At 60.1% G+C, this 19784-nt stretch carries 20 protein-coding genes and 1 pseudogene; 10 read left to right on the forward strand and 11 right to left on the reverse strand.

Annotated elements, in window-relative coordinates:
- Positions 1-556: 556 nt before the first annotated feature.
- Together AMM41_RS20560 and AMM41_RS20565 are read right to left on the reverse strand one after the other, a co-directional pair.
- Positions 557-1159 (reverse strand): IMPACT family protein, encoded by a 603-nt coding sequence (locus AMM41_RS20560; protein WP_089963682.1) that lies wholly within the window; start codon positions 1157-1159, stop codon positions 557-559.
- Positions 1160-1195: 36 nt separating this feature from the next.
- Positions 1196-4255 carry a DUF748 domain-containing protein gene (locus AMM41_RS20565; RefSeq protein WP_146186331.1) on the reverse strand — a complete coding sequence of 1020 codons (3060 nt, stop codon included), beginning with the start codon at positions 4253-4255 and terminating at the stop codon, positions 1196-1198.
- A 409-nt stretch (positions 4256-4664) separates the two neighbouring features.
- On the opposite strand from AMM41_RS20565, the gene AMM41_RS20570 reads away from it, so the two are divergent.
- The 4 genes from AMM41_RS20570 (at position 4665) to AMM41_RS20585 (ending at position 8481) form a co-directional block, all read left to right on the forward strand.
- Positions 4665-7049 carry a YgiQ family radical SAM protein gene (locus AMM41_RS20570; RefSeq protein ID WP_089963685.1) on the forward strand — a complete coding sequence of 795 codons (2385 nt, stop codon included), beginning with the start codon at positions 4665-4667 and terminating at the stop codon, positions 7047-7049.
- 247 nt (positions 7050-7296) lie between these two features.
- Positions 7297-7632: a TA system antitoxin ParD family protein gene (locus tag AMM41_RS20575; protein WP_089963717.1), complete on the forward strand. Its 336-nt coding sequence runs from the start codon at positions 7297-7299 to the stop codon at positions 7630-7632.
- Positions 7633-7919: 287 nt separating this feature from the next.
- Entirely contained in the window at positions 7920-8198 is a 279-nt protein-coding gene (locus AMM41_RS20580; RefSeq protein ID WP_089963686.1) for a type II toxin-antitoxin system RelE/ParE family toxin, read from the forward strand.
- 7 nt (positions 8199-8205) lie between these two features.
- A complete protein-coding gene (locus AMM41_RS20585; protein ID WP_089963688.1) occupies positions 8206-8481 on the forward strand; it encodes a HigA family addiction module antitoxin in 276 nt (91 codons plus the stop codon).
- A 47-nt stretch (positions 8482-8528) separates the two neighbouring features.
- Here the strand turns inward: AMM41_RS20585 and AMM41_RS20590 are convergent, their stop codons facing one another.
- The 4 genes and pseudogenes from AMM41_RS20590 to AMM41_RS20605 form a co-directional block, all read right to left on the reverse strand.
- Entirely contained in the window at positions 8529-8810 is a 282-nt protein-coding gene (locus AMM41_RS20590; RefSeq protein ID WP_089963689.1) for a helix-turn-helix domain-containing protein, read from the reverse strand.
- Between the two features lie 34 nt (positions 8811-8844).
- Positions 8845-8910, reverse strand: a pseudogene (locus tag AMM41_RS22505) (hypothetical protein); the annotation flags it as partial.
- Between the two features lie 625 nt (positions 8911-9535).
- Entirely contained in the window at positions 9536-9772 is a 237-nt protein-coding gene (locus tag AMM41_RS20600; RefSeq protein ID WP_089963691.1) for a toxin-antitoxin system HicB family antitoxin, read from the reverse strand.
- A complete protein-coding gene (locus AMM41_RS20605; protein WP_089963695.1) occupies positions 9769-10191 on the reverse strand; it encodes a putative toxin-antitoxin system toxin component, PIN family in 423 nt (140 codons plus the stop codon). The genes AMM41_RS20600 and AMM41_RS20605 overlap by 4 nt, the downstream gene beginning before the upstream one ends.
- A gap of 1 nt (position 10192) precedes the next feature.
- On the opposite strand from AMM41_RS20605, the gene AMM41_RS20610 reads away from it, so the two are divergent.
- Entirely contained in the window at positions 10193-10606 is a 414-nt protein-coding gene (locus AMM41_RS20610; protein WP_194944910.1) for a hypothetical protein, read from the forward strand.
- Between the two features lie 122 nt (positions 10607-10728).
- Here AMM41_RS20610 and AMM41_RS22410 read toward each other — a convergent pair whose 3' ends face one another.
- Complete coding sequence (locus tag AMM41_RS22410) at positions 10729-10860, reverse strand: hypothetical protein (protein ID WP_255350453.1); 132 nt, start codon at positions 10858-10860, stop codon at positions 10729-10731.
- Between AMM41_RS22410 and AMM41_RS20615 the strand changes: the two genes are divergently transcribed.
- Both AMM41_RS20615 and AMM41_RS20620 read left to right on the forward strand, forming a co-directional pair.
- Positions 10859-11197 (forward strand): TA system antitoxin ParD family protein, encoded by a 339-nt coding sequence (locus AMM41_RS20615; protein ID WP_089963699.1) that lies wholly within the window; start codon positions 10859-10861, stop codon positions 11195-11197. The two genes, AMM41_RS22410 and AMM41_RS20615, sit on opposite strands and share 2 nt — an antisense overlap.
- A 13-nt stretch (positions 11198-11210) precedes the next feature.
- The gene (locus tag AMM41_RS20620) at positions 11211-11837 is read left to right on the forward strand and encodes an AAA family ATPase (protein WP_089963701.1); all 627 of its coding nucleotides are present in this window, start codon (positions 11211-11213) and stop codon (positions 11835-11837) included.
- A 248-nt stretch (positions 11838-12085) separates the two neighbouring features.
- On the opposite strand, the gene AMM41_RS20625 is transcribed toward AMM41_RS20620, so the two are convergent.
- A complete protein-coding gene (locus AMM41_RS20625) occupies positions 12086-14761 on the reverse strand; it encodes a [protein-PII] uridylyltransferase (RefSeq protein WP_089963703.1) in 2676 nt (891 codons plus the stop codon).
- A gap of 1 nt (position 14762) precedes the next feature.
- Complete coding sequence (gene map, locus AMM41_RS20630) at positions 14763-15590, reverse strand: type I methionyl aminopeptidase (RefSeq protein WP_089963704.1); 828 nt, start codon at positions 15588-15590, stop codon at positions 14763-14765.
- Positions 15591-16081: 491 nt separating this feature from the next.
- On the opposite strand from map, the gene AMM41_RS20635 reads away from it, so the two are divergent.
- Genes AMM41_RS20635 through AMM41_RS20645 form a run of 3 tightly spaced genes read left to right on the forward strand, consistent with a single transcriptional unit; the run spans position 16082 to position 18977 of the window.
- A complete protein-coding gene (locus AMM41_RS20635) occupies positions 16082-16768 on the forward strand; it encodes a GntR family transcriptional regulator (RefSeq protein WP_089963706.1) in 687 nt (228 codons plus the stop codon).
- A complete protein-coding gene (locus AMM41_RS20640; RefSeq protein ID WP_089963709.1) occupies positions 16765-17637 on the forward strand; it encodes a phytanoyl-CoA dioxygenase family protein in 873 nt (290 codons plus the stop codon). Before AMM41_RS20635 ends, AMM41_RS20640 begins: the two co-directional genes overlap by 4 nt.
- Positions 17634-18977 (forward strand): NAD(P)H-dependent oxidoreductase, encoded by a 1344-nt coding sequence (locus AMM41_RS20645; protein ID WP_089963710.1) that lies wholly within the window; start codon positions 17634-17636, stop codon positions 18975-18977. Before AMM41_RS20640 ends, AMM41_RS20645 begins: the two co-directional genes overlap by 4 nt.
- Positions 18978-19089: 112 nt before the next feature.
- On the opposite strand, the gene AMM41_RS20650 is transcribed toward AMM41_RS20645, so the two are convergent.
- Entirely contained in the window at positions 19090-19359 is a 270-nt protein-coding gene (locus AMM41_RS20650) for a type II toxin-antitoxin system RelE/ParE family toxin (protein ID WP_089963712.1), read from the reverse strand.
- Positions 19352-19612: a CopG family ribbon-helix-helix protein gene (locus tag AMM41_RS20655; protein ID WP_089963719.1), complete on the reverse strand. Its 261-nt coding sequence runs from the start codon at positions 19610-19612 to the stop codon at positions 19352-19354. Before AMM41_RS20655 ends, AMM41_RS20650 begins: the two co-directional genes overlap by 8 nt.
- Between the last annotated feature and the right edge of the window lie 172 nt (positions 19613-19784).

Raw genomic sequence — 19784 nt, forward strand, 5'->3', positions numbered from 1 at the left:
ATCCGCAGGAGGTTGAGGGCGATGCTGCGCAAGCAGCAAAAGAGCCCGGGGATGGGGAAGAGCCAAGTTGATCACAAACGCTGGCCAAACGAGTACTTCGCGCAGTTGGGGCTGTTCACCATGACGCAGGCCCGAATGCAAGCGAGCCAATCCCGATGAGGAAACCACTGACTGGAGAGCCGTGTGCGGGAAAACTGCACGCACGGTTCGGAGGGAGGGGAGGCCTTGGCCTTTCCTACCCCTATCATGGGGAATGTCAGCCTTTTGTAGGAGCCCCGCCCTCGGGGCGATGGGGGTGGTGGTCTGCGAGGCTTATCGCGACGAGGGCGTCGCTCCTACATGGGGAATGTCAGCCTTTTGTAGGAGCCCCGCCCTCGGGGCGATGGGGGTGGTGGTCTGCGAGGCTTATCGCGACGAGGGCGTCGCTCCTACAAGGGGAATGTCAGCCTTTTGTGGGAGCCCCGCCCCCGGGGCGATGGGGGGTGGTCTGCAAGGCTTTTCGCGACGGGGGCGTCGCTCACACAAAAAAGCGAGATGCCAACATCTTTGGGCCTTATTAACAGGCTTGGGTGTCATCCCTGAGCCAGACCAGCTGTCCCCGGCCGCTTTCGCTCAGCCGGTGCATCAGTGCTGCTGCGTCAGAGGCGGGCAGGGCAAAGCGCAAAGTGACCACGCTGCCATGCGTGACCTCTTGCAACTGGGCTTGGGCCAGTTCGACCTCGCGGCGCACCAGGCCTTCCAGTGCATAGGGCACGCTGCAGGCGAGTTCGGTTTTTTGAATCAAGGGAATTTTTTCGGCCGTCAGCAGCGCCTGCGCCACCGCATCGGTGTACGCCCGCACCAGACCACCCGCGCCCAGCTTGACGCCACCAAAGTAACGCACCACCGAGGCCATCACGCCTTGCAGGTCCTGGTGCCGCAGCACGTCCAGCATCGGGCGTCCAGCCGTGCCGCCGGGCTCGCCATCGTCGTTGGCCGCCGATTGGCCCCCAGCCAGCAGTGCCCAGCACACATGGGCCGCGTCCGGGTGCTCGGCTTTGAGCTGGGCCACTCGGGCTTGGGCTTCTTCGCGGCCAGCCACGGGTTCGACGCAGGCGATGAAGCGGCTTTTTTTGATGACCAGTTCGTGGTGTGCAGTTTGAGCGAGAGAGAAGGCCATGGACAGGTCAAGTGTGCAAAAAAATGCCTGAAGTGTTCAGCGCAAGGAAAAATTCACACGGTGGTAGCCCGTGTCATTGCCGCCCTTGGCCGAGGTGTTGACTTGGATGGGCAAGAGAAAAATCCGGCTCAAAGGGACCTGGCCTTGTTGTACCAGCCAGCCTTGCACCACCTGCGCTCGGCGTGTGGCCAGGGTGCGCAATTCATCATCGCCCACCGCCAGGTTGGCCAACATCAGCTTTTCCATGTCCTCTACCGACAGCACTTGGGTCTGGCCCAGCACGTTGCGGGGTTTGGGGAACTTGGCTTGTTGGTAGGCGCGGGCCAGGTAGGTCGGGTACTCGCTGCCGTCCAGTCGCATGTCGGCCAAGGGCATGTTCTCGCGCTGTGATGGGCTCATGTCTTTGCGTTTTTCGCTGAGCACAGCCCGCTCCAGCAGGGCCCGTTTGAGGCCTTCCGGGTCCATGGCGCTGTCGCTGCCAGCGGTGATTTCCAGGTTCAACCCTTCGCGTTCACGCATGGCCTTGGACAGGGTTTGCAGCTTTTGCACAGCGGCCTCGTCCAAGCTGGCGCGGCCGGGTGCAAAGTTCAGCTGCGACAACTCTTGGCTGTCGCCAAACAGCGAGCCCAGCAACGCAAAGGGTGAGGTGACGGCCTTGACAAACAGGTTGCCGATAACCTTGAAGATCAAACCTCCGACGGAAAATTGGGGGTCGTCCAGCGAGCCAGCAATGGGCAACTGGATGTCGATTTGCCCCCGGTTATTTTTGAGCAAGGCGATGGCCAGTTGCACGGGCAACTGGGTGGCATCCGGGCTTTCTACCTTGTCGCCAAAGGTCAGTTGGTCAATCACGAGCCGGTTTTGTGCGGTGAGCTGACGGTCCTGCAGCTTATAAGTGGCGTCCATGGACAGCTTGCCTTTGCTGATGTTGTAGCCCGCGAATTTGCCCGAATAAGGCGAGAAATCGACCAAATCGATGTCGGAAATTTTGCCTTGAAGGTCCAAGAACTTTTTCTCTGTCAGCGGATTGAAGCGGGCCGCAATTTGCACCGGCGCGTTGCTGGCATAGTGGCCACGCAGGTCCAGATCGGCCAGGGTGTCGGGGGTCGTGGACAAGCCCTTGACGCTGCCGCTCAGCTGGGTGACGGTGGCCGAGTAGTTGGGTTTGACGAAGCGGTCAGAAAAATCCACGCGCCCGTTTTGCAGGGTGACTTTGGCGATTTGAATGGGCATGGCCACAGCGGGGGGTGATGCGGCAGGCCGGCTGGTGCCAGTGTCGGGGCTGGCCGGATTGCGCAGAATGCCTGCCAGGTTGAGCTGTCCTTGCGGGTTGAGGATCAGCCGCGAGTAAAAGTCGGACAGAGCGATTTCGCCGATGTTCAGCCGAGCGGGTTCCAGCTGAAAGTCCACACCGCCAAAGTACAGCGATTTCCACCTCAAAAAATCCGTGCTGTTGGCCTGGTCCACAGCGCGAAACTGGCCCAGTGTCAGCCCGCCCTTGTAGCTGACCCAGAGCTTGTCGGCGGGCTGGCGAACCTCCAAGGTGCCCTTGTTGGAGAACAGGCCCTGCGCGATGGATGTGTTCAGGTAGGGCGCCACGTAGCCTTGCATTGGCACCACCGGCAAAGCCTGGGTTTCCAGCGCCAGACGCACCGTCAGTGGCTGCAGCTGCACCGATCCGCTGGCCTTGATTTGGCCGGTCTGGTTGAGCGTGGCGTTCAGTGCAAAGGCCTTTTCGCGCCCGGGGTGGATGTCCAGTTTCGTGCCCGACAAGCTCGCTTGTGTCAGCTCTTGTACCGCCGCAGGCGACAAAGTGTGGTCTTCAAAGCGCAGCCCAACTTCATCCAGGTTCAGTTGACCCACCAGGCCCGACCAGACAGGACTGCCCAACTTGTTGGATGGTGCCGCCCCCGCAGTCGACTTGCTTGAGCCAAGCTCTGGCAGCCATGTCACGGTGCCATCGGCAGCCCGGGCCATGCGGGCCACGATGCCCGAGCCTTGCAGGGCCTCGGCATCGATGCGATGGGCCTGCAGGTCGGCCTGCACTTGCCGCGCCGACAGATTTTGCACACGCAAAGGTGCATCGGGTGTGTCTTGTCCCAGGCGCAAACCCCGCACCTCCAATTGCGCCAGCTGCCACAGCTGTTGCAAGGGGTTAGATGTATCAAGTTGCACATCGAGTGCCTCCAGCCCCAGCCAAGGCTTGCCCGCGGCGTCTGTCATGGCCAGCCCCTGCCATTGCGCCGTACCACTCACGCTCAGCGAAGGTGCGCCATCGGCCAATTGGGCAAAGTTCACGCTCAAGCGGGTGGCCAGTTGGCCCGATTTCAGGCGCAAGGGCAGGCTGCTGGGCCAATAAGCTTGAAGTTGGGACAGGTCGAACTTGTCGAGCTCGATCTTCAGCGAGCTGCTGTGCGACTTGGCAAAGGGCAGGCTGCGCCCCTGCAGCGCCAAGGGCGAGCCATCCACCACCGCCGACAAGGCCGGCAACACAAACACATCGGCCTTGTAAGGCAGGCTGGAGATAAAAGGCAAACTGAACGTCACCGCCTCGGCCGTGTGCCGAACCCCCTTGGGGCGGTCGTCGAACACCAACTGGCCGTCCGTGATCTGGATGTTGTTCAAAGAAAAGCGGGGCAGGGGGCCTGACTCGGTTGCTGCCCCGCTGGCCCAGCGGTCCAGCCAGTCCGAGATGTCGTAGCGCCCATCGGCCAAGCGCGTGATGGCCACACGCGGGGCGCGCAAGTGAATTTGATCGACCACGATCCCCGCTTGCGCCACAGAAGCGCTCGACAGGTCGATGTGCAATTGCGCAAAGCCCAATTGCTCCGCGCCAGCCTGGTCTTTGATGGACAGCCCCAGCACATCCACCGACAAATCCAGAGGGTTGATCGCGACACGTTCGATGACCACATCGCGCCCCAAGGCCTTGCCCAGCTGCGTGGCCAACACCGAGCGGGCCAGCGGCGGCACCACAAAATAGCCCAAGGCCAAGAGCAAGACCCAGCCTGCCAGCAAACAGGCCAAGATTTTGGGCACACGCCCTGTGTGGAGCCGCCGCGTGAGGCCCAGCCACCATTCCCTGTGAGTCGTCATTTTTTGTTTCTGGATGAACAAGTTTGGGATTGTCCCACTCCAAGTGCTTTACCACGCACTGGGTTGGAGGCCTTGTTTTATTGATTCGGCCCGATGATGTTTGTATGAATGCTTTTTTGTGGGAGCGGCGCCCTCGCCGCGAAGGAGCCTCGCAGACCACCACCCATCGCCCCGGGGGCGGGGCTCCCACAAAAGGCGGTCACTTCTTGAGAGCAGGGATTCCACAAAGGTGGCATCGCTGACTGTTAAGTCCCAGACAGGCATTTCACTTCCATCTCCACAGAGTCGGATCAATAAGGTCAAGCAGCTACGGGCTTTACGGTAGGGCCAAATGGTCGGCAATACCCACCAGCCCCGTGAGCCCACCCCCAAACCCCTACACTAGCGGGTTATCCCGAGTGCCCAGCCCATGAACGCTTTTGTCGACGTCTCTTTCTTCCCGCGTGACGCCAAACCGCTGACCAGTTACCGCAAATACTGGGCGCAGCGCTTTGGCACGGCCCCGTTTTTGCCGATGAGCCGCGAGGAAATGACCCAACTGGGGTGGGACAGCTGCGACATCGTGCTGGTCACGGGCGACGCTTATGTAGACCACCCCAGCTTTGGCATGGCCGTGATCGGCCGCATGCTGGAAAACCAGGGTTTTAGGGTCGGCATCATCGCCCAGCCCGACTGGACCAGCGCCGAAGCCTTCAAGGCTCTGGGCCAACCCAACCTGTTTTGGGGCGTGACCAGCGGCAACATGGACTCTATGATCAACCGCTACACGGCGGACCGCAAAATCCGCACCGATGACGCCTACACCCCGGGCGACGTGGGCGGCAAGCGGCCCGACCGCGCGGCCATCGTCTACAGCCAGCGCTGCCGCGAAGCCTTCCCCGAAGTGCCCATCGTACTCGGCGGCATCGAAGGCAGCTTGCGCCGCATCGCGCATTACGACTACTGGTCTGACAAAGTGCGCCGCTCGGTGGTGGTGGACAGCAAGTGCGACTTGCTCTTGTATGGCAACGCCGAGCGGGCGATTGTCGAAATCGCCCACCGCCTGGCCGCCCGGGAGCCGGTGCAGCAGATCACCGACGTGCGCGGCACCGCTTTTGTGCGCCGCGAGACGCCAGAAGGCTGGTTCGAGATTGACTCCACCAGTGTGGACACGCCCGGCCACGTTGAGGCCCACATCAACCCGTATTTGATGATTTCGGATCAGGCGCGGGAGCAGGGCGCGACCTGTGCGCGTGAGGAAGAAGCCAAAGAAGTGGCCGAGGGCCACAACGCCAAAAACGTCGAAGCCGACTTGTCCGCCGCCGTGGCCCAGGCCCGCACCGTGCAAGCCGCTATTCAGCCCATCACTCAGCCGCTCACCTTTGTGCCCAACCCTGCGCTGCGTGGCAAAGGCACCCACAAAGTCCCGCCCCGCGACAAAAGCGTGATCCGCCTGCCCAGCTACGAGCAAGTCAAGCAAGACGCCGTGCTCTATGCCCACGCCAACCGCGTGCTGCACCTGGAAACCAACCCCGGCAACGCCCGCTGCCTGGTGCAAGCGCACGGTGAAGGCCACACCGCCCGCGACGTGTGGATCACACCGCCGCCCATCCCGCTCACCACCGCCGAGATGGACCATGTGTTTGACCTGCCGTATGCCCGCAGCCCCCACCCGCGCTACGCCGACGAAAACGGCAGCCATGACCACGCGACCAAAATCCCCGCGTGGGAAATGATCCGCTTTTCCGTGAACATCATGCGCGGCTGCTTTGGCGGCTGCACCTTTTGCTCCATCACCGAGCACGAAGGCCGCATCATCCAAAGCCGCTCCGAAGAATCGGTCATCCGTGAGGTGGAAGACATCCGCGACAAGGTCAAAGGCTTCACCGGTGTCATCTCTGACCTGGGTGGCCCCACGGCCAACATGTACCGCCTGGGCTGCAAGAGCCCCGAGATCGAATCGGCTTGCCGCAAACCGAGTTGTGTGTTCCCCGGCATCTGCCAGAACCTGACCACCGACCACGGCCCGCTGATCAACATGTACCGCCGGGCACGCAACCTCAAGGGCATCAAGAAGATTCTGATCGGCTCTGGTCTGCGTTACGACCTGGCCGTTCAGTCGCCCGAGTATGTGAAAGAACTGGTGCAGCACCATGTGGGTGGCTACCTGAAGATTGCGCCCGAGCACACCGAGGGCGGCCCGCTGTCCAAGATGATGAAGCCGGGCATCGGCACCTACGACCGCTTCAAGTCGATGTTTGACAAGTACAGCGAAGAAGTGGGCAAAAAGCAGTTCCTCATCCCTTACTTCATCGCCGCTCACCCGGGCACCAGCGACGAAGACATGATGAACCTGGCCGTCTGGCTCAAAAAGAACGGCTTCCGAGCCGACCAGGTGCAAACCTTCTACCCCAGCCCCATGGCCACGGCCACGGCCATGTACCACTCCACCCGCAACCCGCTGCGCAAAATCACCCGTGACAGCGAAAAAGTGGACGTGGTCAAAGGCGACAAACGCCGCCGCCTGCATAAAGCGTTTTTGCGCTACCACGACTCGAACAACTGGCCGCTGCTGCGCGAAGCCCTCAAAGCCATGGGCCGGGCTGATTTGATCGGCAACGGCAAACATCACTTGATCCCGAATTGGCAACCGCTGGCCGAAGACGGTTACAAAAGCGCCCGCCGCAAAAACAGCACGGGCGCGGGGGCGAAGTCGTCAGTGTCTTTGTCGACGGCGCCCAAGCGCATGGGGCAGCCTAAGAAGGGGCAGTTGCTGACGCAGCATACGGGGTTGCCGCCACGCAAAAAAGGCTGACTTTCAAGTTCCGTTGATTGGGCACTGATTATTCTGGGGTCTCAGGCGGTTATTGATTTGCCTATTTTTTAGGCGCTCCTCGCCAGCACAGTCCCCATGCGCCTTGGCGCAGTTGTCCTAGGGCTTATCCACAGGCTTGAACACGCTGGGTGTGGATGCTTTTTTCACGGTCTCCGCCATGGTTTTTTGAGCGATGCATGGCCGTTTTGGCTGTTTATGGCGCCAAATGCGCCAAAAGAAGAGCCTCATGTCCGCATCGTCATCTTCGTCCTCATCCGACAAGTTGTCTTCTGGTTGGGTCAATCAGGCCCGTGACGCTGCCTCAAGCATGCGCCGTTCGGTGGCCGGGCAGATCGGGTATTGGGCGTCTTTGGGCCGCATTGCCGAGGCATCGGGCTTGACGGTCTCTGAGACGCACGAGGCCATCGCGTTCTACGATGTCCGCCAGGCCGCCCCTACGGATGCCGACCCGCTGGACGCTCTGGAAGCAGACTTTTTGGCCGCCAAAAGCGCGGGCCGTCTGTGGCATGCTGTGCGCCAGACCGTGCAGAGCAACCGCCGTCAGGCGGTGAAGGCGGCCTGAGGTGCGCTCAAGTGCAACCCCTTCCATGGCTGCGAATTGCCGCGCATGGCGTCAGGAGCCTTTGATGAGCGAGTTTTTGATTGACCAGACTGAGGGGGGCAAAACCCAAATCTCGGTGGTGCTGGACAACGAAACAGCTATGCAGTGTTTTGCCCTGGGGATTTTTCCAGGCTGACATCAGGTTCGCCATGCAAAGGGGATCGCCATGGGCAACGCAGACAGGCTTTGCAAGGAAGTACATTGAAATGTCTTGTAGCGTAGTGCGCTACAAAATACAATGGGCTTGAATGATCAAAAGCTTTCGACACAAGGGTCTGCAGCGCTTTTTTGAAACCGGTAGTAAGGCGGGTATTCAGGCTGCGCATGCTGCGCGGCTTCGACTGCAGCTGGCGGCTCTTGACCAAGCGTTGAAGCCCGAAGACCTGTCAGCACCAGCATGGGGACTGCATCCCCTCAAAGGCGACTTGAAAGGTCATTGGGCCATTACCGTCAATGGCAACTGGCGCATGGTGTTCGCGTTTGATGGAACAGACGCCGTGCTTGTGGATTACAAAGACTATCACTGAGGCAAACATGACTCGCATGCACAACCCCCCGCATCCAGGGGAAGTCCTTCGGGAGTATTTGGGTGACATCACGATCACAGAAGCGGCGGTCAAGCTGGGCGTCAACCGTGTCACGCTTTCGCGTGTGGTGTCGGGCGCATCCGGTATTTCTGCGGACATGGCCTACCGCCTCGCCCAGGCATTTGGCACCAGCGCAGAAATGTGGGCGGGCATGCAGATGCAGTACGAGCTTTATCAAGCCAGCAAGATCAAGCGGCCCAAGATTGAACGACTGGCCGCGTGAGCAGATAAAACAGGAATTATCGTTTTGGCTTATGCCATCCTGATAGCCTAGGCGGCTTCGATCACGCGCATTTCAATGTGCAGTCCAGCAGCGGTGGCCATGTTCACCAACGCATCGAGGCCGAACAAGTTGATCTTGCCGCGCATCAGATCTGAGACGCGTGGCTGAGTCACGCCGAACAGCTTGGCGGCCTGTGCTTGGCTCATTTCTGTGCGGGTCAGGTGGTTCTTCAGCGCCGTCATCAGAATGGAGCGCAGCTTCATGTTTTCCGCTTCTTCCGGGGTGTCCTCGATGGCATCCCAGACGCTGGCAAATCGTTGCTTGGTCATTGCCTAGCTCCTTTAATAAGTCTCGATAACGCTTGGCAGCCAAGTCCAGATCGGCCTTGCTGGTCTTCGCAGTCTTCTTTTGGACGCATTGAATCACATAGACGGCGTTGGCGAGTTGGTTTTGTCATGACGGTCTTGGGCCGGGACCCAGTGTCTGTTGCAGGTGTTTGCAAAGGGCAGCGGTTCGCACTGGATCCCGGGTCTTCGTCCGGAATGACAAAAGTTTGGACGTGATGGTTGATTCAACTTCATCGGGTCAGATCAATGTCTTGGCAGTCCATGGCCAATCTGCCTATTTTTTGAGCGCATGACGCCAGCCCAGTCCCCATGCGCCTTGGCGCAGTTGTCCTAGGGCTTATCCACAGGCTTGAACACGGTGGGTGTGGATGCTTTTTTCACGGTTTGCGCCATGGTTTTTTGAGCGTTGCATGGCCGTTTTGGCTTTTTATGGCACCAAATGCGCCAAATGGAGAGCCTCATGTCCGTATCGTCGTCTTCGTCCTCATCCGACAAGTTGTCTTCAGGTTGGGTCAGTCAGGCCCGTGACGCGGCCTCAAGCATGCGCCTTTCAGTGGCCGGGCAGATCGGGTATTGGGCGACTTTGGGCCGTCTGGCCCAAGCTTGGGCCAAAAAGGTTCAGCCAGCCAAGCCGCCCACGCCGTGGGTCGCGCAGTTCTGGCTTGGTGTGAGGTCAGCGCGAGGGTGGCGCGGGCGCTGTTGTGGCCTCAGAGGGCGTCATGTGCATCCGGCGGCTGCTTTGGCACAGCGGCCAATGCAGCCTTGAACTTGTCCACGCTGGCCCGTTCGGCGCGTTCTTTGAGGTAGGTTTCTGTGGCCAAAGCCGAGACTTTTTCTGCCACGGCGCTGGCGATGAACTGGTTCATGGACACATGGTCCTGGCTGGCCATGGTTTTGGCCATGCTGTGCAGCGAGTCGGGCAGGCGAATGCTGATGGTGCTCATGATGATTTCTCCAGAATTTCTAGCAGTTGTCGGGGGCTCATGACTTGAACATGGAGGCTCGCAGCTTTTTTGAAGTCAGCCACGTTCCAAGTCACGATGCTGGCTTGGGCCTTGACGGCCAGCTCCAAGATAAAGTCGTTGTTGGGGTTTTTGAGCAAGGGTCGCCAGAGGTAAAAAATCCGGTGGTGTTCACTTTGGGCGCATAAGTAGTCGATGACATCGTCAATTTGGGCGTGGCTCAATGCCAGTTGCCCGCGCTTGAGGACGTCTTCGTATTCGGCAATCAGTGGCGCTGACACCTGCGGCAAAAATCGCGCTTGCCTCACCATGCTCAACAGCCGATAAGACACCCCCAGCTGTGAACGCAACGCGCTGTAAAGCACATTCGTGTCGATGACGATGCGGGGGTTAAAAGTCATATTGGTATTATCAGAGATACCAAAAATCAGGCCAATCAGGTTCCATCGGGGCTTAGCCACTTGGCGATATGCTGATCTCACATTCCAGTCTGAATACCTGGTCGTCGTCATTCGTCACTCGATTTTGCATGGGCTCAAGGACGAGGCGGTGTACCTGCGGCGCTACGACATCGCGGTAGGCAGCCTGAAGGAAATCATTGAGGGCCGCGACGAGGACTATGCGACGATCATTCGATCCTTGGTGACGAACCTGAAAGTCAGCGCCAAGCTGCGCAAGACCTACCCTGGGGTTTTCAGCGACGAAGGTTTGGTCAAGCGCGTTGAGCGCGCGGTCTTCAAGGCCTTTGAGTTGCTGCACGACGATGGCGATGATGACGATGAGGTCGTTCCCCGCCTTGATGTGGTGGCCCGATGAGTTCAGGAGGGGCATCGCGGCAGTCCCGCTCACTGGCCGCATTCAATCTTCATTCTTGCCTGTTTTTTAAGCGCACGCCGCCAGCCCAATAGGCATGCGCCTTTGGGCACTTGTTCCGGGGTTTATCCACAGCCTTGGGCACGGGTGGTGTGGATGGATGCAGGTGTTTTTCCCGTGTCGATGAGGATTTGTTCACGCCAGATGGCCAGATGCGTCCGTTTTGGCGCAAAATGCGCCATAAAGGAGCGTCTCATGTCTGCATCACCTTCTTCGTTTGCATCTGTCAAATTGCCTTCCGGTTTGGTCAGCCAAGCCCGCGAAGCGGCCACGCCCATGCGCCGCTCGGTGGCGGGGCAAATCGAGTACTGGGCCACGCTGGGGCGCATTGCCGAAGCTTCGGGTTTGACCATCTCTGAGGCCCGAGAAGCCATCGCACTCTACGATGTGCGTCAAACCACCACGGTGTCTGCGGCCGACCCACTGGACGCCATTGAGGCGGATTTTGTGGCCGCCGAAAGCACCGGCCGCCTGGCCCAGGCCGTGCGCCAGACGGTGCAGAGCAACCGCCGTCAGGTGGTCAAGGCCGCCTGAGCAACGGCCTCGTTTGAAACCCGTTTTTTATTTGCTGGCCGGCCCCAACGGGGCGGGCAAATCCACGCTGTACCGCTCTGCCGTCTCATCGGGCTTGCTTCCGGCCGGGGCGGAGTTTGTGAATGCGGACCTGCACGAAGCCGCTGCCTTGCAGCACATCACCGATCCACAAGCCCGTTCGGCTCAGGCGCGGACTTGGGCCGATGCCCGTCGTGCGGCTTGTTTGGCGCAAGGGCTGTCGTTTGTGAGCGAGACGGTGTTTTCTCACCCGTCCAAGCTGACTTTGATGCAAGAGGCCCGAGCCGCAGGCTTTGCGGTGGTGTTGCTGGTGGTGTGTGTCAACGATCCGCGCCAGTTGCTGGGCCGGGTGGCGCAACGGGTGGCCGAAGGTGGGCACGATGTGCCGCCAGAGCGCATCTTGGCACGCTATCCACGCACCTTGCAGCATTTGCAGCAGGCCATGCCTTTGGCCGATTTGGCTTTGCTGTACGACACATCCGGTGTGGGCCGCAACGGGATTTCCGGCCCCAAACTGGTGGCGCGCTGGCGTCACGGTGTGTGGCATTGGCAGGTGCCCCGGCCTCCTGCTTGGGCTAAAAAGGTGCAGCCATCTGCGCCACACGCACCGCGATCCTTGTAGTCTGTGATGCTTGTCTGGGGGCCTGGCCTGAGCACAACGGTGACAAGTTATAGATTCGGCCGCATGAAGTTTGAATTGCAGAGTTCGTCATTCCCGACTTGTCCCGGAATCCATGTTCAATCAGCCATGGACCATCGGGTCAAGCCCGAGGATGACAAACCTACAAGGATGAAAAGCGCTCGAGGATGAGCCACACAGGCGATCGGAAAACGTTAAAAGCCAACAAATGTTCGATCAAAAACGCCAAATCAAGCCGACTGCAGCGCCCCCAACAACTCTGTCTCGATTTCGATTTGTGCTTTGTTTTGTTGCAACTCAGCTCCGCTGATGAGGAAGGTGTCTTCCACGCGTTCGCCCAGGGTGCTGATTTTGGCGAGCCGCAAATGCAGGCCGTGTTTGGCCAGCACGCGCGCGATGTTGTAAAGCAGGCCGATGCGGTCACTGGCCGAGATGCTGAGCAGCCAGCTTTGGGCCTTGTCGTCGGGGTTCAGGCTCACGCGCGGGGTGACCGGAAAGCTTTTCACGCGGCGTGACACCCGTCCGCGGGTGGGGGCGGGCAAGGGGCCTTGTTTTTCCAGGGTTTGTGTCAGGCCGGACTCGACCATGCTCAGCAGTTCACGGTAGTGCTCGGGCAGCATGGGCGTGACGATCTGGAAGGTGTCCAGCGCCCAGCCGGTGCGGGTGGTGTGGATCTTGGCGTCCAAAATGCTGAAGCCTGACTGGTCAAAGTGACCACAAATGCGGGCAAACAAGTCGGGTTGATCGGGCGAGAAAACCAGCACTTGCAGGCCTTCGCCTACTGGCGATATGCGGGCACGCACAATGGGTTTGCCCGGGCCATCGGCGGGTTTGGCCACATGGCGCGAGAGCTGGCGGGCGTGCCAGGCGATGTCCGACGCGTCGTGGCGCATGAAGTAGCCCACATCCAGCGTGTCCCACAGGGCTTTTTGGCCTTCGTGCGGTTCGCTGTGGCGGGCCAGCTCGATCAGGGCGTCGCGCTTGCGGGCCTCGACTTCGGCGTTGGCGTCCGGTGCGCGGCCGCCCAGCACACGCAGGGTGGATTTGTACAGGTCTTCCAGCAGCTTGCCTTTCCAGGCGTTCCACACCTTGGGGCTGGTGCCGCGAATGTCGGCCACGGTGAGCAAATACAGCGCGGTCAGGCGACGCTCGTTGCCCACACGCTGGGCAAACCGGGCAATGACTTCGGGGTCGCTCAGGTCTTCTTTTTGGGCCACATGGCTCATGGTCAGGTGCTCGCCCACCAAAAATTCAACCAACTGGGCGTCGGCTTTGTCGACCCCGTGCTGGCGGCAGAAGGTGCGCACCTCGGCAATGCCCAGCTTGGAGTGGTCGCCGCCCCGGCCTTTGGCAATGTCGTGAAACAAGGCGGCGGTGTACAAAATCCAGGGCTTGTCCCATCCCCCGGCCAGTTGCGAGCAAAACGGGTATTCGTGGGCGTGCTCGGCCATGAAAAAGCGCCGCACATTGCGCAGCACCATCAGGATGTGCTGGTCCACCGTGTAGGCATGAAACAGGTCGTGCTGCATCTGTCCCACGATGCGCCGAAACACCCACAAATAGCGCCCCAGCACCGAGGTCTCGTTCATCAAACGCATCGCGTGCGTGATGCCCTGAGGCTCTTGCAGGATTTGCAAAAATGTCTGGCGGTTGACCGGGTCGGCCCGAAAGCGCCCGTTCATGATGGACCGCACGTTGTACAGCGCCCTGAGCGTGCGGGCCGACAAACCCTTGACACCCGGCGTGGCTTGGTAGAGCAAAAAGGTCTCCAAGATGGCGTGCGGGTGTTTTTGGTACAGGTCGTCGCTGGCCACTTCAATCAGCCCGGCTTTTTCAAAAAACCGTTCGTTCAGTGGCCGGAAATCGGTGACCGATTCACCCCGGTCGGCTTGCAGCCGGTCTTCGATGTTGAGCAGCAAAATCTGGTTGAGCTGGGTCACCGCCTTGGCGGCCCAATAGTATTGGCGCATCAGCTTTTCGCTAGCGCGCAAAGCCAAGCGGCCCTCGGGCGTCACGTCTGACGCATAGCCAAACGATTCGGCCACATTGGTCTGCAGGTCAAACACCAGCCGGTCTTCGCGGCGCTTGGCTTGCAGGTGCAAGCGGGCGCGGATCAGGCCCAGCAGGGCTTCGTTGCGTTTGATTTGCCGCGCCTCCAGGGGCGTGGCCAGCCCTTTGCGGGCCAGTTCGTCCCAGCTGTGGCCCAAGCCTGCAGCGCGGGCCACCCACAAAATCACCTGCAAGTCGCGCAGCCCGCCGGGCGATTCCTTGCAGTTGGGCTCCAGGGCGTAGGGCGTGTCTTCGTATTTGGTGTGGCGCTGGCGCATTTCCAGGGTTTTGGCCACCCAAAAAGCCTGCGGGTCCATGGCCGCCTGGAATTGCTTTTGAAATTCGGTGAACAAGCGGGTGTTGCCGGTCACGCGGCGCGACTCCAGCAGCGAGGTTTGCACCGTGATGTCTTTGGCCGACTCGGCCAGGCACTCGCTCAGGGTGCGCACGCTGGAGCCGATTTCCAGGCCCGTGTCCCAGCAGCTGCCAATGAAGCGCTCCAGCTGCGCTTGCAATTCGGGCGAGGACTCGGGCGATTGGCCATCGGGCAAGAGCACCAAAACATCCACGTCCGAAGAGGGAAACAGCTCGGCCCGCCCAAAGCCCCCCACGGCCACCAAGCACACATCCGGCGCAAATCCCGCGTTTTGCCACAACTGAATCAGCAGGCCATCGGCCAGGATGGACAGTTGACGAAGGGTTTGCTTGAGCCCACGCGCCACGGCCCCACTGTGCGCCAAGCCATGCAAAACGGCGGCTTTGTCGTGCTTGTAGGTCTCGCGCAGCTGGGCCAAGTCGGCCAAAGGCGAGAGCCCCTCAGGGCTTGCTGGGTCTGTGGAGGAGGCCTGAACGCTCATCTCAGGCGGTGGCTTGGTCGATGATGACGGGCTGGATGAATGCCGGGACGGCGGGGCTGCCTGCAGACAAGGTCAAGACCTCGTAGCCGGTTTCGGTCACCACCACCGTGTGCTCCCATTGGGCCGACAGCGAATGGTCTTTGGTCACGATGGTCCAGCCGTCGCCCATTTCCTTGATGTCGCGCTTGCCCGCGTTGATCATGGGCTCGATGGTGAAGACCATGCCGGGCACCAACTCGACCAGGGTGCCGGGCTTGCCGTAGTGCAGCACTTGCGGCTCTTCATGAAAGCCCCGGCCAATGCCGTGACCACAAAACTCACGCACCACCGAAAAGCCGTGGCCTTCGGCAAACTTTTGAATGGCATGGCCAATGTCGCCCAAATGGGCACCGGGCTTGACTTGCTCAATGCCTTTCCACATGGCTTCGTAGGTCACGCTGGCCAGGCGTTTGGCCGCAATCGAGGCCTCGCCCACATGGAACATCCGGCTGGTGTCACCGTGCCAACCGTCCTTGATGGTGGTGATGTCGATGTTGACCGAGTCGCCTTTTTTGAGCGGCTTGTCATTGGGAATGCCGTGGCAGACCTGGTGGTTGATCGAGGTGCAGATCGACTTGGGATAGGGCTTGTAACCCCCCGGCGCGTAGTTCAGCGGGGCGGGAATGCAACCTTGCACATCGACCATGTAGTCGTGGCAGAGCTTGTCAATCTCGTTGGTGGTGATGCCCGGCTTGATGAACGGTGCGATGTAGTCGAGGACTTCGGAGGCCAGGCGGCAAGCCACGCGCATGCCTTCGATGTCTTGGGCGGTTTTGAGGGTGATCGTCATAGGGCTCGATTATCCCATTGAGGCCTTTGTGTGCGTGTCGCAAGCGTCAATCATCCCTGCGGGGGGTCTTTACAAATGTGGCCCTTGGGTCTGTGCACAGCCCCTTAATTTGTAGGAGCGACGCCCCCGCCCCGAAAAGCCTCGCAAACCACGACCCATCGCCCCGGGGGCGGGGCTCCCACAGCCTCCTGTAGGAGCGACGCCCCCGTCGCGAAAAGCCTCGCAGACCACCACCCATCGCCCCGGGGGCGGGGCTCCCACAAAATGCAGGCAGCCTCCACGACCCATCGCCCCGGGGGCGGGGCTCCCACAAAATGCAGGGCCCACAAAAAATCGGGCACCCACAGAATGCAGGGAACTTACACGAATGGGGCTCGGTCAAACACGGGTCTTCGCCCAACGCGTTCATGCCAAAGAAGCCGTTTCAGCGTTGAACTTCGGGTAAGCACCCATTCTAGGTCGCTTTGAATCTTTGTATTCTGTATACAGACATGAGCCCGCAACCCCTTCAACTGACCACAGCCCCCGATCTGGTGGAGCAAATTTATGCCCGTTTGCTCGACGCCATCAGCGAGGGCACTTTGGCCCCGGGCGAGCGATTGACCCAAGACGATTTGGCTCAGCGCTTTGCCGTATCGCGCCAACCCGTCTTGCAAGCCCTGCGATTGCTCAAAAAAGACGGCTTTGTCGAAGACGCCCCCGGCCGAGGCGTGCAAGTCACGCAACTCGATGTGAACTGGATTGCCCAGGTGTACCAAGTGCGTGGCAGTCTGGATGCCTTGGCTGTGCGATTGGCCGCCGAGCGGGGCGCAAAGATCGACCCAGAGGTCATGCGCCAGGGCAGAGAGGTCCACCAAACGCGTGACGTGCAGGCCATGATTCAGGCCGACCTGGCCTTTCACCGCGCCATTTACCAAGCCTCTGGCAACCCCCTCATCGCCCAAAGCATTGAGCTGCATTGGCACCATCTCAAACGCGTCATGGGCGCGGTGCTGCAGTCATCGCACCAGCGCCAAACCGTGTGGGACGAACACGAAGCCATAGCCCAAGCGATTGCCAGCGGTGACGCCGATGCGGCAGTGCGCCTGGTGCAAGAACACGCCCACGAGGCCAGCGTGCAACTCACGGCCCGACTTTCCGAACAAATTCAACACCTCAAAACAGGAGCACAAGCATGAGACTGACCCCCGAACAACTCGAACAATTTGACCGCGAGGGTTATTTGTTCTTTCCCGGCCTGTTCACGCCCGAAGAAACCAAAAACCTGACCGATGCCGTGCCCGAGTTGTACAGCCGCCGCGAGGCCTACAACGTGCGCGAAAAAGGCAGCGACGCCGTGCGCACCAACTTTGCGGCCCACATGTACAGCGAGCCCTTTGCCAAGTTGGCCCGCCACCCCCGCATGATCGAGCCCGTGCAAGACCTGTTTGGCGAAGAGCTGTACATGCACCAGTTCAAGATCAACGGAAAGATGGCTTTTGAAGGCGATGTGTGGCAGTGGCACCAGGACTACGGCACCTGGCTCAACGACGACATGATGCCCACCGAACGGGCCATGAACGTGGCGATTTTCTTGGACGACGTGAACCCCTTCAACGGCCCGCTGATGTTCATCCCAGGCAGCCACAAAAAAGGCGTGGTCGAGGCCAAACATGACCTGTCCACCACCAGCTACCCCCTGTGGACGGTGGACAACGACCTGATTGCCCAGTTGGTCGAAAGGGCGGGCGGCAAAGAAGGCGGCATCGTCAGCCCCACCGGTCCAGCCGGCTCGATGATCTTGTTCCACAGCTGCTTGGTGCACGCTTCGGCCAGCAACCTCTCGCCTTGGAACCGGGTGAGCGTGTACCTGAGCTTGTGCGCCGTGTCCAACCACATCCGCCGCCACAAGCGCCCCGAATACATCGCCCACCGCGACTTCACCCCCATCAGCTGCTTGCCCGACGACTGCCTGGTCAACAGCTACCCGGTGGACTTGCCCTGGAAGAGCGGCATGCCCGAAAGCGCCCTGAAAACCTCGCTCGATGTGTTGAAAGAAGCCGCATGAACCTGCACGCCAAACTCCTGCAACGCGCCGCTGAAAACCGCCCCATCCGCATCGGCCTGATCGGCGCGGGCAAATTCGGCTCCATGTATTTGGCGCAGATTCCCCGCACACCCGGTGTGCACCTGGTGGGCATTGCCGACCTGTCACCCGACAACGCCCGCACCAATCTGGCCCGCGTGGGCTGGGAGGCCGGGCGCCTCACGGCCAGCAGCTTGGACGATGCCGTCAAAAACGGCACCACCCATGTGGGCGACGACTGGCAAAGCCTGGTGCGCCACCCGGCGGTGGACGTGATCGTCGAGTGCACCGGCTCGCCCCTGCACGCAGTGGACCACATTCTGGAAGCCTTTGCACACCGCAAACATGTGGTCAACGTCACGGTAGAGGCCGACGCCTTTTGTGGCCCCTTGCTCGCCACCCGTGCCCAGACGGCTGGCGTGGTCTATTCGCTGGCCTTTGGCGACCAGCCTGCTTTGATTTGTGATTTGGTCGATTGGGCCCGCACCTGCGGATTTCCGGTCGTGGCCGCAGGCCGGGGCCACAAGTGGCTGCCGCACTTTTGCGAATCCACACCCGAGACGGTGTGGGGCTATTACGGCCTCACGCCCGAGCAGGCCGAGCGCGGCGGGCTCAACCCCAAAATGTTCAACAGCTTTCTGGACGGCTCCAAGCCCTCGATCGAGAGCACGGCGGTGTCCAATGCCACCGGCTTGGGTGTGCCGAGCAATGGCTTGCTCTACCCACCCGCCAGCGTGGAAGACATCCCTTACGTCACTCGCCCGATCTCGGAAGGCGGCGTGCTGGAGCGCAAGGGCATGGTCGAGGTGATCTCCAGTTTGGAAACCGATGGCCGAAAAATCCCCTACGACATCCGCATGGGCGTTTGGGTCACGGTGGAAGCCGAGACCGACTACATCAAAAACTGCTTTGAAGAGTACAACGCCCACACTGACCCTTCGGGCCGTTACTTCACGCTTTACAAGCGCTGGCATTTGATTGGCCTCGAAGTGGGCGTGAGCGTGGCGAGTGTGGCCCTGCGCAACGAACCCACGGGTGTGGCCATCGGCTGGAACGCCGACGTGGTGGCCACGGCCAAGCGCGACTTGAAACCCGGTGACATGCTGGACGGCGAGGGCGGCTACACCGTCTGGGGCAAGCTGCTGCCGGCGGCCACCTCCAAGCGCATGGGCGGCGTGCCGCTGGGCCTGGCCCATGGCGTCAAGGTCATTCGCCCCGTGGCCAAAGGCCAAAGCCTCACTTGGGACGACGTGGCCATGGACACCAGCACCCACGCCTACCAAATCCGGCGCGAGATGGAGGCGACTTCGGTGTTGGGGTGAACGAGGATGTGACCAGACAAGCCGTGCCGCGTGAGCTACACGGCTTTTTTGGGGCAGTTCGTTTCAGCAAGACCTCGGTTTTGAACTTGCATGCCATGAATCGACCAGGAGATCATTTGTTTTGCGCAGTGTGCAAGATCGTCAGAACTTGCACTTGATCCGCTTTGATCCGGTAGACCGCCAAATAGTTGGGGTGAAGAACCAGTTCTTTGGTCCCGAATACACGACCTGCTCGGCCCAAACTTTGGGTTTTCAACACTTCCAGCTTGTTGCGCAGTTCAACGACAAAAGTCTGCGCACGAAGCGGGTTGTCTCTTGCAATGAAATCGGCAATATCGTCGAGCCGTTTCAAAGCGCGGTTCGTCCAAATCAGATCACGCACCGTATTTGGCCATCACGGTTTGGACTTGCTCTCGTGAGGCGAAATCTCCGCTGTCGGCTTCTGAAATCGCCGCTTCGATGTCTGTGATTTGCCAGCTTTGCTCGTTGAGGTAACTGGTCAAGGCCTCCAAAGTGACAAAACTTTTCGTGCGAGATGTGGCCTTCGCCAAGTCCTCGAGTTGCTCATACACGCTGGCTGGCAACCGGACATTGATGGTTCGGGTCGTGGCTTCTTTGGCGGAGGGTGAAGTCATGGCGTGGGTGTGTTGCATGTAATACGCTGTATTGTATGAATGACGTTGCGATGGTCAAGTTTTGGTCGACTTGTTTCACTTTGGCAGGAGGACCGCTCAGAACTGTTCGGCCAGCCTCAAATCAGGGTTTCCCCCGTTAAAATACCGCCTTTGCCGGACAGCCCCAGTCAGC

Source organism: Limnohabitans sp. 2KL-3, from assembly GCF_001269405.1.
GTDB lineage: Bacteria > Pseudomonadota > Gammaproteobacteria > Burkholderiales > Burkholderiaceae_C > Limnohabitans_A.

Excerpts from the sequence above, each read along its gene's own strand:
- AMM41_RS20560 (WP_089963682.1), bottom strand. The coding sequence starts at position 1,159 with ATGGCCTTCTCTCTCGCTCAAACTGCACACCACGAACTGGTCATCAAA.
- AMM41_RS20565 (WP_146186331.1), bottom strand. The coding sequence starts at position 4,255 with ATGACGACTCACAGGGAATGGTGGCTGGGCCTCACGCGGCGGCTCCAC.
- AMM41_RS20570 (WP_089963685.1), top strand. The coding sequence starts at position 4,665 with ATGAACGCTTTTGTCGACGTCTCTTTCTTCCCGCGTGACGCCAAACCG.
- AMM41_RS20575 (WP_089963717.1), top strand. The coding sequence starts at position 7,297 with ATGTCCGCATCGTCATCTTCGTCCTCATCCGACAAGTTGTCTTCTGGT.
- AMM41_RS20580 (WP_089963686.1), top strand. The coding sequence starts at position 7,920 with ATGATCAAAAGCTTTCGACACAAGGGTCTGCAGCGCTTTTTTGAAACC.
- AMM41_RS20585 (WP_089963688.1), top strand. The coding sequence starts at position 8,206 with ATGACTCGCATGCACAACCCCCCGCATCCAGGGGAAGTCCTTCGGGAG.
- AMM41_RS20590 (WP_089963689.1), bottom strand. The coding sequence starts at position 8,810 with ATGACCAAGCAACGATTTGCCAGCGTCTGGGATGCCATCGAGGACACC.
- AMM41_RS20600 (WP_089963691.1), bottom strand. The coding sequence starts at position 9,772 with ATGAGCACCATCAGCATTCGCCTGCCCGACTCGCTGCACAGCATGGCC.
- AMM41_RS20605 (WP_089963695.1), bottom strand. The coding sequence starts at position 10,191 with ATGACTTTTAACCCCCGCATCGTCATCGACACGAATGTGCTTTACAGC.
- AMM41_RS20615 (WP_089963699.1), top strand. The coding sequence starts at position 10,859 with ATGTCTGCATCACCTTCTTCGTTTGCATCTGTCAAATTGCCTTCCGGT.
- AMM41_RS22410 (WP_255350453.1), bottom strand. The coding sequence starts at position 10,860 with ATGAGACGCTCCTTTATGGCGCATTTTGCGCCAAAACGGACGCATCTG.
- AMM41_RS20625 (WP_089963703.1), bottom strand. The coding sequence starts at position 14,761 with ATGAGCGTTCAGGCCTCCTCCACAGACCCAGCAAGCCCTGAGGGGCTC.
- map (WP_089963704.1), bottom strand. The coding sequence starts at position 15,590 with ATGACGATCACCCTCAAAACCGCCCAAGACATCGAAGGCATGCGCGTG.
- AMM41_RS20635 (WP_089963706.1), top strand. The coding sequence starts at position 16,082 with ATGAGCCCGCAACCCCTTCAACTGACCACAGCCCCCGATCTGGTGGAG.
- AMM41_RS20640 (WP_089963709.1), top strand. The coding sequence starts at position 16,765 with ATGAGACTGACCCCCGAACAACTCGAACAATTTGACCGCGAGGGTTAT.
- AMM41_RS20645 (WP_089963710.1), top strand. The coding sequence starts at position 17,634 with ATGAACCTGCACGCCAAACTCCTGCAACGCGCCGCTGAAAACCGCCCC.
- AMM41_RS20655 (WP_089963719.1), bottom strand. The coding sequence starts at position 19,612 with ATGACTTCACCCTCCGCCAAAGAAGCCACGACCCGAACCATCAATGTC.